The sequence below is a fragment of the Marivirga atlantica genome, from assembly GCF_016734805.1.
Classification (GTDB): domain Bacteria; phylum Bacteroidota; class Bacteroidia; order Cytophagales; family Cyclobacteriaceae; genus Marivirga; species Marivirga atlantica.
Map to the genome: position 1 here is coordinate 379,802 of NZ_JAERQG010000003.1, position 14,729 is coordinate 394,530.

Sequence of the window (14,729 nt, forward strand, 5' to 3'; positions counted from 1 at the left end):
ATAATTATGAAAACAGTAGACAACTACTCATTTGAAAATAAAACAGCTTTAATAAGAGTTGATCTTAATGTTCCTTTAAATGATAAATTTGAAGTAACAGATCACACCAGAATTAATGCGACAGTAAAAACCATCAAGAAGATATTAAACGATGGTGGTAAAGCTGTTTTGATGTCTCACCTAGGTAGGCCAAAAAATGGACCTGAAAATAAATTCTCTTTGAGGCACGTGGTAGCTGATCTTGAAAAGGCATATGGAACAAAAGTACATTTCAGCGAAGAATCCACTGGGGCTGTTGCTGAGAAAAAAGCTTCTGAACTGAATAATGGTGAGGTATTGCTTTTAGAAAATGTAAGATTCCATGCAGGCGAAACCAAAGGAGATGAAGCTCTGGCGGAAGAATTTTCAAAGTTGGGTGATGTGTATGTAAATGATGCCTTTGGTACTGCTCACAGAGCACATTCATCAACTACAGTAGTAGCCAAATTCTTTGATGAAAAATTTGCTGGTTACGTAATGCAAGCTGAAATAGAGAATGCTAAAAAAGTATTAGAAAAATCAGACAAACCATTTACTGCCATAATGGGTGGTGCGAAAATATCTGATAAAATATTGATCATCGAAAAGCTACTCGATAAGGTTGATAATTTAATTATTGGCGGTGGTATGTCTTACACCTTCTTTAAAGCCATGGGTGGAAAAATTGGTTCTTCATTAGTAGAAGAAGACAAGTTGGATCTCGCCAAAGAGTTGATTCAAAAGGCTAAAGAAAAAGGCGTTGACTTGAAATTACCTATTGACTCAATAGTTGCTGATGCTTTTGCCAATGATGCCAACACTAAAATAGCGCAGAATCACAGTATCGAAGATGGCTGGATGGGCTTGGACATTGGACCTGAAGCAACAGAAATTTTCAAGAATACGGTAGAGTCATCAAAAACCATTTTATGGAATGGACCTATGGGTGTTTTCGAAATGGAAGCATTTGCAACAGGCACTAAAGCTATTGCAGAAGCTGTTGTGAAGGCTACTAAAGGAGGTGCCTTCTCATTAATAGGTGGTGGTGATTCGGCCGCAGCAGTTAATACCCTCGGTTATGGCGATGAGGTAAGCTACGTTTCTACGGGAGGTGGCGCATTGCTCGAATACATGGAAGGAAAAACACTTCCTGGTGTGGCAGCCCTGGAGAATTAAAAAAACATAATAAATTTAAAGCAGGCAAAAGCCTGCTTTTTTCATTTTAGCCTTTAACACAAACTATGACTTATCACATACTTAACGGTGATTCACTAAAAGCTCAATTTCCTGCAAATATAAGTGGTGGAATTATAGTAGGCAGAGAAGCACTTGTAGATGGTGAAGTAAAGGCTAACTCTCTGGAAGAGTTCTTTAGAGTGAGGGCTGATTTCATGCATACTCACTATGAAGTACCTCGTGCAGAATATTTGGAAAAGTCAGCAAAAGAAATCAATAAGATACTAGATATCACCGCAGAATCAGAAATAAACTTGTGGTTTGAGGATGATCTTTTCTGCCAGGTAAACTTTTGGTTTATTGCTGACTTGCTTCTTCAGCAATCAAAAGATTTTACTATCTACCTGGTTAGGCCCACAAAAGAGATTTCTTATAATGGTTTTGCATGGCTTACTTCTGATGGCTTAGAAAATGCTTTAAAACAAAGAGTACTTATCAGTAATGATTTGATTAGCTTCTCCGAACTATGGAAAGCATACCAAAATCAAGACTCAACTAAATTAAAAGAAATTGCCGACAGACTTGCAAACTCCTACCCTTTTATACCTCCTGCCGTAAATGCACAATTAGGAAGAATGCACTACTCCAATGGTATGAATGAAGTTGAAGCAATTATCAGTAAACTTATTGATGAATTATCTACAGAAGAGTTTGTACCAATATTCAAAGCTTTTAATAAGCAGGCAGGTATTTATGGTTTTGGTGATTTACAAGTTGAAAGATTATTAAGTGAGGTGATAAGAAAACGCCAAAGTCAGTAAAACAGCTGAGTTCATCCGTAGTATATAAACACTTGCTATCTTTCCAATTAAGACCTTTGTTCTATGGAGCCTGAATACATTCACTCTCTATTTCCCTTTCATTTAAGCCACCAATAAAGAGATGTAATAAAACAATAAAATAGTACATATTACTGCACTTTTATAGTCTAAATAGCCATAAAACACCATTTAAGCAGATGAATAATTTAATTACAACTGTAATCATTTATTGGAATAGTTCAAATATATTGATTACAAACAATCAAAAAACTCAAAAAAACACAATACGGCTTCTAAACGCACTATTTAGCTACCGCGGAAGGAATAACATGTAATAAAATTTGGTTAAAAGGAATAAAATATTGATCTTATTGAAATTCTTAATAACCAAAAACCAAATTTTATGAAAAAGTTTCTTACTCCCCCTATGCGGGCGGTGAAAGGAAGTTTTAGAGGACTCATATTGGGTTCACTAATGCTAGGGGCTACTGCCTCCTTCGCCCAAGACAAAATTACAACCACTCCAAAACATGATGCTCAAACAGTTAAATTTAGAGGGCACAATGCTATTCAAGGAGTTGTTCGAGTAAAATTCAAAAACACAAAAGATGTTGAGCTTAAGCTTGAAAAGCTAATTTCTGACAACAAAAATGGAAGAATCAGCAAAGGTGCTAGCAACTACCTGAGACTTCCTGATTTCCCGGAATTTAGTGCCAGAAATAGTGAGTTTGGTGCTATAAATATGAAACGTGTCTTCCGCCCAGCTGGCAAGTATGAAGCAAGACACCAAGAGTGGGGACTTCACCTGTGGTACGAGATCGAGTTTAAAAATGCAGCTGATTTAGATAGAGTATTAGATGCCTATTCAAAAGTAGCTGATGTTGCCGTTGCCGAGCCTCGTTATGAAATGTCTTTAAATACACTTTCAGGTGCTCCTAACGATCCTCAATATTCAACTCAGGCTAACCACTATGATTTAATCAATGCTTTGGATGCCTGGGGAATTGAAACCGGTTCGTCAGATGTAGTTGTAGCCATTGAAGATCAAGGTGTAGATTACACTCACCCGGATTTGCAGGGCCATATGTGGACCAACCCAGGAGAAACTCCAAACAATGGTATCGATGATGACAACAATGGCTATGTAGATGACTACTATGGTTACAATTTCGGTAACGACAACGGAAACATAGCTATTAACTATCATGGTACACATGTTGGTGGTACTGTATCAGCTGAAACCAACAATGGTGTTGGTGTAGCCGGTGTAGCTGGTGGCTCAGGAAGTGATGACGGTGTTAGATTAATGTCCTTATCCGTTTTTGGCAATAATGCTCAAGGTGGATTCGATGAAGCATTTATCTACGCAGCAGATAATGGTGCCGTAATCTCTCAAAACTCTTGGGGTGGCGGTTCTCAATCAGCTGCGCTGGAAAATGCTATTGACTATTTCATTGCAAATGCCGGTGGTTCAGGACAACCTCTTAATGGTGGATTAGTAGTTTTTGCTGCAGGTAATAGCAATAGCCAAACAACAGGTGCTTACCCTGGTAGATACGCACCTGTGCTATCAGTAGCTTCAACCACTTACAACGGCACTAAATCAAGCTTTTCAAATTATGGCTCATGGGTAGATATTTCAGCTCCAGGCTCTAATATTTTGAGTACTTACCCAGTTTCTCAGGGTAGTTATAATACTATCTCAGGTACTTCAATGGCCTGTCCACACGTTTCCGGTGTTGCTGCACTTGTAGCCTCAAAGGCATGGAGAGATGGTGCTCCTTTAACAGCTGCGGAACTAAGAAGCCGTTTAGAAAGTACAGCCAACTTTGACCTGCTTTACAATGCCAATTCCAGTACCTATGATGGGAGATTGGGTGCCGGTATGCTAGATGCTTATGCTGCCCTAGGTGGTACTGGTGGTGGCGGAGGTGGCGGCACCTGCGATGATACTGAGGTAACCCTTACACTTACTACCGACAACTACGGTTCAGAAACTACATGGTCATTAACTGATGGCTCAGGATCAACAATTGCTACTGGTAGCGGTTATGGTAACAACCAAACTTACACAGAAACTTTCTGTTTAACAGACGGAGACTACACCTTTACTATTAATGACTCTTATGGCGATGGTATTTGCTGTTCTTATGGTAATGGTTCATATGCTATCAGCGATGGTTCTTCTACTTTAATTTCAGGAGGAGAATTTACATCTACCGAAAGTAAAGATTTCACTATTGGTTCTGGTGGAGGCACTTCTTGTGACACACCAACAGGTTTAGCATCCTCTAATGTTACTTACAATAGCTTTACAGTTTCATGGAATGCTGTTTCGGGTGCATCTTCATATGATGTTGAAGTAAATGGATCTATTGCTTCAGATGATGCGACCAATACTTCTGTAAATTTAACTGGCGCTAGTGCTAATACTACCTATTCAGTAAAGGTAAGAGCTAATTGTTCAGGTGGTTCATCTGCCTACTCGTCTGCTATAAGTGTTACTACTCCAGATGAGCCTTCAACAGGAGGATGTACAGGTGGCATTTCATCATTCCCTTATACCGAGAGTTTTGAATCTAGCTTAGGCGCCTGGTCAAACGGATCAGGAGATGATACTAACTGGACAAGAGATTCTGGTGGAACTCCTTCTAGCGGAACAGGTCCTTCAAGTGGCTCCGCTGGTTCTTATTATGTATACCTGGAAGCTTCAGGTAATGGTACTGGCTTCCCTAATAAAACAGCTTACTTGAATAGCCCTTGTTTTGATTTATCAGCTGAATCGGAAGCTAGTTTCTCTTTCGACTACCACATGAATGGTACAGCAATGGGTTCTTTAGCCTTGCAATTGAGCAGTAATGATGGCTCGACATGGACCACCGCTTGGTCAATTTCAGGAACTCAGGGTAATTCATGGCAATCGGCTTCAGTTGATTTAGCAACTTACTTAGGTGGTTCTGTTCAGGCGCGCTTCCTGGCAACTTCCGGTTCTAGCTGGTCTTCTGATATCGCCATAGATAATATTTCTGTTGGCTCAGGCTCTGGCGGAGGAGGAAACTCTGCTGTTACGCTTACGCTTGTTACGGACAATTATGGTTCTGAAACTTCATGGACACTGACTGATGATGGCGGAAGCACAATAGCTTCTGGTAGTGGCTATGCAAACAACCAGACTTATACTGAAACCTTCAACTTGTCTGGCGGCTGCTATACTTTCACCATCAACGATTCTTATGGCGATGGTATTTGCTGCTCTTACGGAAATGGTTCCTACACCCTAGCTGATGGAAGCGGTGTAATCGCTACTGGTGGAGACTTTAATTCTAGTGCTACTGAAGACTTCTGCGTGAGTGGTACTTCTGACTTTGGTTTATTCTCTGAGAATACACCAACAAGTACTGAGTTAGACAAATTTGGTTTTACAGCTTTCCCTAATCCGGCAAGCTCTTCCATCAATATTAGATTAAGTGGCTCAACAGAAGCCAATTTTATCATAGTGGACATCACAGGTAAGGAAATGTCACGAGGTACGATTGCTAATAGCGAAAAAACTATCTCTATTAGTCACTTACCTAGTGGAATGTATATTATTAAAGCCACTACAGGTGAAACATCCATAACTCAGAAGATTATCAAGGAATAAGCATTTTTTTCAACGGTTGTCTAGAACTTCGTTTTTGATAACTTCTAGTTTAATGAAAAGTCAAGTGGATTTAATTCCGCTTGGCTTTTTTGCTTTATTATTATCAGAAAATCATTTAAACCACTAAATTTTGAGTATGCGGAATATATTAATAGCATCAGTATTAATCTTATTTGCCTGTAAGTCATCACATATGAAAAGCCAACAAATAGAACAAGGAGTGCAAGGTCAGGTACGCTGGTTTCAGGGTAATATGATGCCTTCTATAGGTGGAGATACGCCTAAAGGAAAAGCTGTAGAAAGAAAAATTTACTTCTGCCAACCATTAAAGATGGATGAATTACAGCGAGATGAAAGCAATACGCTTTTTTTAGGAGTGGATGGGTTGGCCATAAAGCACACTACAAGTGATGCAGAGGGTAACTACAAGCTTGAATTAGCACCTGGAGAATACTCTGTATTCACAAAGGAGGAAAACGGATTCTATGCCAATCAATTTAATGGTGAGGGTTATGTGAATATAGTGAAAGTCGAAAAAGATGAGATCACAACATTGGATATCAAGATCACCTATCAGGCAAGCTTTTGACTAAGCATAGTCTAAAATAAGGCTTACAAAAGTCTTCTTTTAGGAGGAGAAATCATGATGATAAAAATTGGAAATCCTTTTAAAAAAATCAGCATTTCACCAATCAATTTTAGGTAACATCTGTTACATTGCCAGAGTTGTGAATAACTAACTTTGACTGCATGGAAACCGAAATCTTAGCCCGCATTCAATTCGCTTTTACAGTAGCATTCCATTACATCTACCCTCCTCTTAGTATCGGCTTAGGACTATTAATGGTGATATTCGAAAGTCTTTACATCAGTACTAAAAACAAGGAATATCATACCCTAGCTAAATTCTGGACTAAAATATTTGCCCTCACCTTTGGCATTGGCGTGGTTACAGGTATAGTAATGGAATTTGAGTTTGGTACCAACTGGGCAACCTACTCTCGGTATGTAGGAGATATTTTTGGCAGCGCATTAGCTGCAGAAGGCATTTTTGCCTTCGCCCTGGAAAGCGGATTCTTAGGAATTTTACTTTTCGGCTGGAATAGAGTAAAACCCTGGGTACATCTGGTGTCAACTATAGGCGTATTTTTGGGTTCCATGTTTTCAGCAGTATGGATTGTAGTAGCAAATAGCTGGCAACAAACTCCGGCAGGTTATCATATTGTAGGAGAAGGCATGCATGCCAGAGCTGAAATAACTGACTTTTGGGCAATGGTTTTCAATCCTTCAAGTGTGGACAGGTTACTTCACGTTTGGCTCGGTGCGTTTCTATCTGGTGCCTTTTTGATATTGAGCGTTCATGCGTATTATTTACTCAAAGGGAGATATGTGCATATATCCAAAAAAGCTTTCAAGATAGCTCTTGCTGTAGCAACAGTCTTCTCTTTAGGACAATTACTAACTGGTCATAAGTCCGCTGAAGGAGTTGCGGAAAATCAACCTGCTAAACTTGCTGCCCTTGAAGGCCATTTCGAAGCAAAGGCACCTGCCGATATGTATCTTTTTGGCTGGGTAGACCAGAAAAATCAGGAAGTAACGGGAGTTAAAATTCCCGGAGGCTTATCATTTCTAATAGATTACGATTTTGAAGCTCCTGTTACAGGTTTAAATGCTTTTCCTGAAGATGAGAGGCCTGGACAGGTAAATGCTGTTTTTCAGTTCTATCACATCATGGTCGCCATCGGTATGAGCTTAATTGGCATTTCGTTATTAGGCTGCTTCATGTGGATGCGAGGGAAGCTGTTTGATAAAAGATGGTTGTTATGGATTTTTGTTTTCGCTGCCTTGCTACCCCAAATAGCCAATCAGGTGGGTTGGTTTGCCGCAGAGATGGGACGTCAGCCGTGGGTAGTTTACGGTTTACTAAGAACTTCAGACGCCTTTTCTCAGGCGGTATCGGCTAATCAGATCATATTCTCCTTAGTATTGTTCTTACTGGTTTACGCCCTGCTTTTTGTCCTCTTTGTTTATTTACTGAACAAGAAAATACAGAACGGCCCCTATGATGAGTCTGAAGAAGATGATAGACCTCTTACTTCAGAAATCACTAATGTTTTAACCTCAAAAAAATCTTAATGGAAACTTTTTTAGGCATCGATTATCCTACCTGGTGGTATTTAGTAGTTGGCGGATTGTTTTCCGGTTATGCCATTTTAGATGGTTTTGATTTTGGAGCAGGCGCCTGGCATTTATTCTTGAAAGATGAAAAAAGCAGAAGGATAGCACTCAATGCTGTGGGGCCAGTTTGGGATGGAAACGAAGTATGGCTGGTTATTGGTGGAGGAGCTTTATTCGCAGGATTCCCCGTTGTGTATGCTACCCTCTTCTCGGCTATGTATACTCCTTTTATGCTCTTTCTTTTATTCATTATTTTCAGAGCTATTTCCATCGAATTCAGAGGAAAAGAAGCCATGCTGTGGTGGCGAAAAACCTGGGATATTTCCTATAGTGTTTCCAGCATCATGTTGGCTTTCCTTTTGGGCGTAGTGCTGGGTAATGTGTTACAGGGCTTTAAAATCAGTCAGGATTACACCTATGAAGGCGCTGGCTTTTGGGAGTTTATTAACCCTTATTCCATTATGACAGGTGTAACCACTGTGTTCCTTTTTATGATGCACGGTGCCATCTACCTTTTACTGAAAACAGAAGGTAAGCTATTCGTAAAACTGACCTATTTCTTAAAGCGGGCCATGATATTCTTTATGGTAGCTTTTGGTATAACCACACTCTATACGCTCATTTACATTCCACACCTTTCTGATGACTTTAAAGCAAGTCCTGTACTTTTCATAGTACCTCTATTTACTTTTTTAAGTATAGCCAATGTGCCACGATTAGCCAGCAAGAGAAAGTTTGGCTGGGCATTCTTCTTTTCAGCGCTCACCATCAGCTTAAGTTTGGTTTTGGTAGCCATTGAGTTGTACCCTGTACTACTCTTTTCTACCATTGATCCTCAATTTAATATTGATGTGTATAACGCTTCGGCTTCAATAAAGACATTAAAAATAATGATGACAATTGTAGCCATAGGTGCACCTTTGGTATTGGCTTACACAATCTTTGTTTACCGCACTTTTTGGGGAAAAGTGAAGCTGGACGAAACGAGTTATTAGGTGATTTATTAAAGTCTTAAAAGAATTATATATTCATCATTACTATTTCTATTCATACTCATCCCGTTCAAAAATATTATTTATATATTTGCCCAAACTTTCAACGCAAGATGAGTAAATCCAAAAAAACAATAATCTTAATTATATTTTGCTTTAAATTCACTTCTCAAATCTTTGGGCAATATATTGAAAATGATTTTTCACCCGCTTTCACTAGAGAGGCCCACATCTCTTATTCACATATGCAAGGAGATAAAATTGTAATTGGTGGCCGGTTTAATCAAGTAAATCAATTCAATACTAACGGCATTGTAATATTGAATGAGGACGGCACAGTGTATAGAGCACCAAACAATGAGATCCTAAATCAAATAAGTTATGTTAATGTCCTATCCTCAACAGATAGTCTTGCTCTTATCAAAGATTCAGATCAATCTAGGGATTACCTTTACAATTTTGTTTCAAATGAGGTAGAAGAAATCACCTTTGATTCTTATTTATATTCAGGATTAATCTCACCAGACAATAACTATATTTTCGGAATATTCTATGAAAAAAGCTTAGACGAATTTGTGGTAAAGAAATATAATCTTGATGGTACATTGGATGAAAATTTTGACATAGTAAGACTAAATAATTGGGTATCTGGTTTAACCTATTTAAACGATGGTAGCCTTATTGTGTTTGGATATTTTGACCAAGTTAATGATACTGATATTAACAAAATGGTTAAAATAAGTAATAGTGGTAAAGTAGATGATAGTTTTAATGCGGGTGAAGCATCGAATAATATTGAAAAAGTTTATGAGAATAATGTAGGCGATTTATTTGTTTCAGGCTACATAACAAGTTTTGATAACAATCCGGTTTCTGGCGGATTAATAAAGCTAAATAATAAGGGCCAGTTTGATAATTCTTTTAGCCTAGGACCAACAGGGAATACTTTTAGCCGGGTAACAGATATTAAATTTGACAATAACAATAAAATTCTGGTAACAGGTTATAGTATTTCCAGCGAAAGCATGCATAAAGTAATTAGAATTAGAATGGATGGAAGTTTCGATTCAAGTTTTAATATGCCTGAAACAAGTAATGAAATTTCATATTTTACTGGTCCTTCCTTTTTAGAATCACTTAGTAATAATAATACTCTATTACTAGGGAATTTTTTGTCAATTGATAAGAATTTTGCTCCCAGTTCAGGTGTAATTAATTCTAACGGACAATTTGATGGTTATAATGTGGCATTAAAAAGCCCCGGCCATATAAGTACTTCTGCTAAGCAAACAGATGGCAAAATACTGGTTTCTGGTAATTTCGGATTTATAAATGATAAGGAGATATATAGAATTGCTAGAATTTCACAAAACGGTGATGTTGATAATAGTTTTATGCTAGACTCAAACATTCATATTCAAGACTTAACCAATGTAATTCTACAAAACGATAACAAAATAATTATTTCAGGCTATTTCGAAGTTGGAAACAGCTCTAACATAAGACAAATAATAAGGCTGCTTCCTGATGGAAACTTGGATTATACGTTTGATGCTGATATTTATATTTCATCAGATGTTCCAATTGCGTATGATTATAGAACTAAGGATGTCTATGCTTTAAATCCTTATGTCAAAAATGACATTATACGTACAGATTCTTTAGGAGCTAAAGATTTAAATTTTTCAACGGAAAATGTCTTTCCAAACGATTTTAGAATTACTTCAATATTTCCTGACATCAATGGAGAGATTTTTGTTTCAGGTTACACATACGTTAATGGCTCTTTAACTGGTGGAGAATTATATAAAATAAATAAAGAAGGAATTTTAATCGAAGATTTCGTTGTAAATAATATTCCTCAGAGCATTACTGATTTAAAAAGAATTAGTAATGGCACTATTATTTATGTTGGAGGATTTGTAACCAGCTTTAGTTCGACAGATCCAAACCCTATTTATTTTATTAATAATGAAGGAGAAATTATTGATCAAACTTCATTTGCAACTCGTGGAGCAAATAATGTGTCTGACAATGTAGTTTTTGAGATAGTCCTCAACAAAGATTCAACTGAGGCTTTACTATTGGGTAGATTTGAAATGATAAATGAACATCAGTCAGGTCAAGTGGCTCATATTAACTTAAGTGGAACCGTTGATAAAGAGTTTACCTTCTATGTTAAAGGTCAAACTAATACCGGCATCATATATGATCAGAAATTATCATTTTTTGGTAACTTTTCAATTTTAACTGATTCAGCTAAATACTCTGCAGGTCAGATTAACCTAAAAAACTATATACCCGATATTTTAGGTACTAGTAGTGAATTATCCATACTAGAAGATTCGGTTTTATTAGTAGAGGCTAGTATTTTAGATATTGTTGATCTTGATGATACAGATCATAACCTAATTGCGCTGCCAGGTGATAATTATTCGGTTTCAAACAATAATGAAATACGACCTGACACTAATTATTTTGGAAATTTAAGTATTCCTATCAGAGTAACTGATACTAAGGATACAAGTGACATTTACAATATTGAATTAGTAATTATAGCGGTTAATGATGCACCTTCATTGGTAGATTATACAGAATTTGAAATATTTGAGGATAGCTCATTTAACATAACTTTGAACAACCTGATAATTGAAGATCCAGATTCAGAAATTCAGAATTTAACTTTTACCATATTTGAAAGCGAGCACTATACTATAGAAAATCAAGAAACTATTGTCCCCGAAGAAAATTATTTTGGTGAATTAAATATTCACATTGTTTTATCTGATGGAATAGATGAAAGCGATTCATATTACATACCAATAGAAGTTTTAGCCGTAAATGATGCTCCAATTATTCAAGGGATTACTTCAGAAATTGCTATTGCTAAAAATTTTAGCTACGAATTTAAAATTGAGGATATCAATATTTTTGATCCCGATAATTCTATTGAAGACTTAGCTCTTGTAATTTTTGATGGCGAAAACTATACACATAATGACAACGTAATTACACCGGATCAGAATTTTGGCGGAACACTCAGTGTTAATTTCAGTGTAAATGACGGGGCTGATTCTAGTAATAAATTTGTTTTACCAATAATTGTTTCTTCTATACTTTCTAATAAAGACCTGAGTTCTTTTGATCAGTCAGGAATATTTCCAAATCCCACCAATGGTATTGTAAATATTCAAATTGACGATGCCTATATTGGTAATTTAATTATTATTATACACGATTCAAATGGTAAAGAAATAGCCAACAGAAGCCATAATAAAACATCTCAATCTGAGGTTTTTAGTTTAAATACTCAAGAGTTTCAAAATGGCCTTTATCTACTGAAAATTAAATCAGAAAATGATAGATTTGCTGAATCACATAAGATAGTCGTTAAAAAGTAACATTTCTTTAAAATTGCATGAACTATTACGTCAAGTTGAACCGCCAGAGGTCTTTAGGGTTTAATGTTTATGTATAAATCAATTTTATCCCTCGGCTTATTATTAAGTCTCAGTATTACCTGCACAGCTCAGCAAGATAGTAGCCGCTATACTTTCAAAGAAGGTAGTTATGATGGTATTGGCAAATGGTACCTCGGCAGAGAAATAGCGCATGTAATGGGCTATCAGGGGATGAGCTGGCTGGAACGCGATAGCAGAGAAAAAGAAGAAAACACTTCCCGTTTAATTAAAAATATGGACATTCAGCCGGAGGATGTCATTGCTGATATTGGAGCAGGCTCGGGCTATCATGTGTTTAAAATGGCTCCGATAGCCAGTAAAGGAAAAATTTATGCGGTAGATATTCAAGAGGAAATGCTTGCAGCCATAAGAAAGAAAAACGAGGAAAAAGGGATTGATAACATTGAATTAGTGAAAGGAAGCGAAAAGAGCGTAAACCTAGCCGCCCATAGTGTAGATAAGGTATTGATGGTAGACGTTTACCATGAATTTAATTTCCCCTATGAGATGATCCAGAGCATCAAATCAGCTTTAAAACCGAATGGTGAAATATTTTTGATCGAGTACCGGGCGGAAGACAAAAGCGTGCCTATTAAGCCTCTCCATAAGATGAGTGAAACCCAAGCCGTGAAAGAAATGCAGGCTGCAGGCTTTAAACTCAAAGAAAATATAAGTAACCTACCCTGGCAGCATTGTATGGTGTTTGTAATAGAATAATACAAACAGTTAAGTAGCTCTTCAGCAAGAAAATTGTTTTATATAGGGTTATTGTTTAATTTATTGCCATGTTGAACCAAAACCAACACAAAGCTCTCTCACTAAACGATAACAAACGCTTACAATCGGTTATCAAAAATATGAGCCTGATATAACAACTTTGGTTACTATATTCGGATGTTTTGCACAAGCCAAGCAACCCCATCAATTAAAAATAAACTCCAGGATTTTTTGCATTCTAAAATTCTAGCCTTATTATTGCGGTATCAATAATTGTAACATCAAATGAAAATTGAAAACGTTATACTTTTCCAAATTGACAAAACAAGCAAAATCGCTAAGCTATACTCGCAACGAGAATTTGAAAGGTTAGGAATGGGTATAACTGTTGAACAATGGATTTTATTAAAGATAATTGAAGAAAATGATGGGCTAACTCAAAAAGAGCTAGCTGCCAAATCTCTCAGGGATCCTGCCTCTATTACGAGAACATTAGACCTATTAAATAAAAAAGAGTTCGTAGAAAGAAGGGCCGTTGAGGATAATAGGCGACAGTACAGCATATGTCTTACAAGAAATGGAAAAACCTTTATTGATAAATTTATGCCCATAATCAATAATCATCGGTCAAAAAGTATTGATGGTATTTCCCAAGATGAGTTAAATACGCTAAATCGACTGCTAGAAAAAATTCAACAAAACATGCATTAAAAAATTTGTTTATTAAATTGATATATCAACTATTGATACTAAAAGAATGAAAACAATAATTATCTCTATTACTCTTGCCCTAAGTTCATGTAGTATGAAATTATCTACTATTAATAGTTCTGATGTCTATAAAACCAGTGAATTGGGTTTTTCACAAGCAGTAGTTTTCAATCAAGTAATCTATGGCTCAGGACAGGTGGGTTGGAACACAGACTACAAGTTACCCGAACATCCCACCTTCAATAATCAATTTGAGCAAACCCTGCAAAACATAGAACACTTATTACAAAACCAAGGGTGCGGTTGGCTAGATGTACTACATCTTAGGTTTTATGTTGTTGATATTAATGCCAGCAAGATAACACGTATAAGCAGTTTTCTAAAAACGACTTTTCCAAACAACTATGCACCTGCTACAACTCTGCTTGGTGTATCGGCATTGGCAAGAGAAAACCTTCAAATTGAAATCGAATTCATCGCTAAAATCAAAAAACAATGAAAACATTAATCATTTGCACGGCAATGCTTTCAGTTTGCCAATTTCATCAAAAGACTAACATGAAAGAAATAACCAAAAACAACATGACGGTAAAGTGGGAGATTGAACAAGGTCTCATCTACTTTGAAATGGAAGCAACTACGGACGGTTGGGTGGCAGTTGGTTTTAATGAAAACAGCTCTTTAACCGGTACATACTTAATAATGGGGCGTGTAAAGGACGGAAAACCCGAAGTTGTAGAGCATTACACATCCAAACCAGGAAGCTACAAACCTATTAATCAATATGGAATAGCTAGCCAAATAAAGATCATCTCAGGAACTGAAGCAGGAAATTTTACCAAATTAAAATTTTCGATACCAGTAACAGCCGCAAGTAAGTATCACAAAGAACTCTTAACTGACAGCAAGTGGACACTGTTAATGGCCTACAGTTTAGATGATGACTTTCAGCATCACTCCATTATGCGAACATCCGTAGACATAAAACTTTAAAATTATGTGCACCAATAAA

General features: G+C 36.9%; 11 protein-coding genes. All 11 read left to right on the forward strand.

Annotation, left to right across the window (positions count from 1 at the left end; genetic code table 11):
* Positions 1–6: 6 nt before the first annotated feature.
* The 11 genes from JKP34_RS13405 (at position 7) to JKP34_RS13455 (ending at position 14,710) form a co-directional block, all read left to right on the forward strand.
* Positions 7–1,194, forward strand: a complete 1,188-nt coding sequence (locus tag JKP34_RS13405; protein WP_201922412.1) for a phosphoglycerate kinase — start codon at positions 7–9, stop codon at positions 1,192–1,194.
* Between the two features lie 65 nt (positions 1,195–1,259).
* Positions 1,260–2,015, forward strand: coding sequence for a DUF1835 domain-containing protein (locus JKP34_RS13410; protein WP_201922415.1), 756 nt, complete (start codon positions 1,260–1,262; stop codon positions 2,013–2,015).
* 403 nt (positions 2,016–2,418) lie between these two features.
* Positions 2,419–5,658: a S8 family serine peptidase gene (locus JKP34_RS13415; RefSeq protein ID WP_201922419.1), complete on the forward strand. Its 3,240-nt coding sequence runs from the start codon at positions 2,419–2,421 to the stop codon at positions 5,656–5,658.
* 136 nt (positions 5,659–5,794) lie between these two features.
* A complete protein-coding gene (locus JKP34_RS13420; protein ID WP_201922422.1) occupies positions 5,795–6,247 on the forward strand; it encodes a carboxypeptidase-like regulatory domain-containing protein in 453 nt (150 codons plus the stop codon).
* 161 nt (positions 6,248–6,408) lie between these two features.
* Complete coding sequence (locus JKP34_RS13425) at positions 6,409–7,794, forward strand: cytochrome ubiquinol oxidase subunit I (protein WP_201922424.1); 1,386 nt, start codon at positions 6,409–6,411, stop codon at positions 7,792–7,794.
* Positions 7,794–8,831 carry a cytochrome d ubiquinol oxidase subunit II gene (gene cydB, locus JKP34_RS13430; RefSeq protein WP_201922428.1) on the forward strand — a complete coding sequence of 346 codons (1,038 nt, stop codon included), beginning with the start codon at positions 7,794–7,796 and terminating at the stop codon, positions 8,829–8,831. The genes JKP34_RS13425 and cydB overlap by 1 nt, the downstream gene beginning before the upstream one ends.
* 110 nt (positions 8,832–8,941) lie before the next feature.
* Positions 8,942–12,229, forward strand: coding sequence for a T9SS type A sorting domain-containing protein (locus JKP34_RS13435; RefSeq protein ID WP_201922430.1), 3,288 nt, complete (start codon positions 8,942–8,944; stop codon positions 12,227–12,229).
* 69 nt (positions 12,230–12,298) lie between these two features.
* Positions 12,299–13,006: a class I SAM-dependent methyltransferase gene (locus JKP34_RS13440; RefSeq protein WP_201922432.1), complete on the forward strand. Its 708-nt coding sequence runs from the start codon at positions 12,299–12,301 to the stop codon at positions 13,004–13,006.
* 285 nt (positions 13,007–13,291) lie between these two features.
* Positions 13,292–13,717, forward strand: a complete 426-nt coding sequence (locus JKP34_RS13445) for a MarR family winged helix-turn-helix transcriptional regulator (protein WP_201922434.1) — start codon at positions 13,292–13,294, stop codon at positions 13,715–13,717.
* Positions 13,718–13,811: 94 nt separating this feature from the next.
* The gene (locus JKP34_RS13450; RefSeq protein ID WP_201922437.1) at positions 13,812–14,216 is read left to right on the forward strand and encodes a RidA family protein; all 405 of its coding nucleotides are present in this window, start codon (positions 13,812–13,814) and stop codon (positions 14,214–14,216) included.
* Positions 14,213–14,710, forward strand: coding sequence for a DOMON domain-containing protein (locus tag JKP34_RS13455; protein WP_201922438.1), 498 nt, complete (start codon positions 14,213–14,215; stop codon positions 14,708–14,710). The genes JKP34_RS13450 and JKP34_RS13455 overlap by 4 nt, the downstream gene beginning before the upstream one ends.
* The last annotated feature ends 19 nt before the right edge of the window (positions 14,711–14,729 follow it).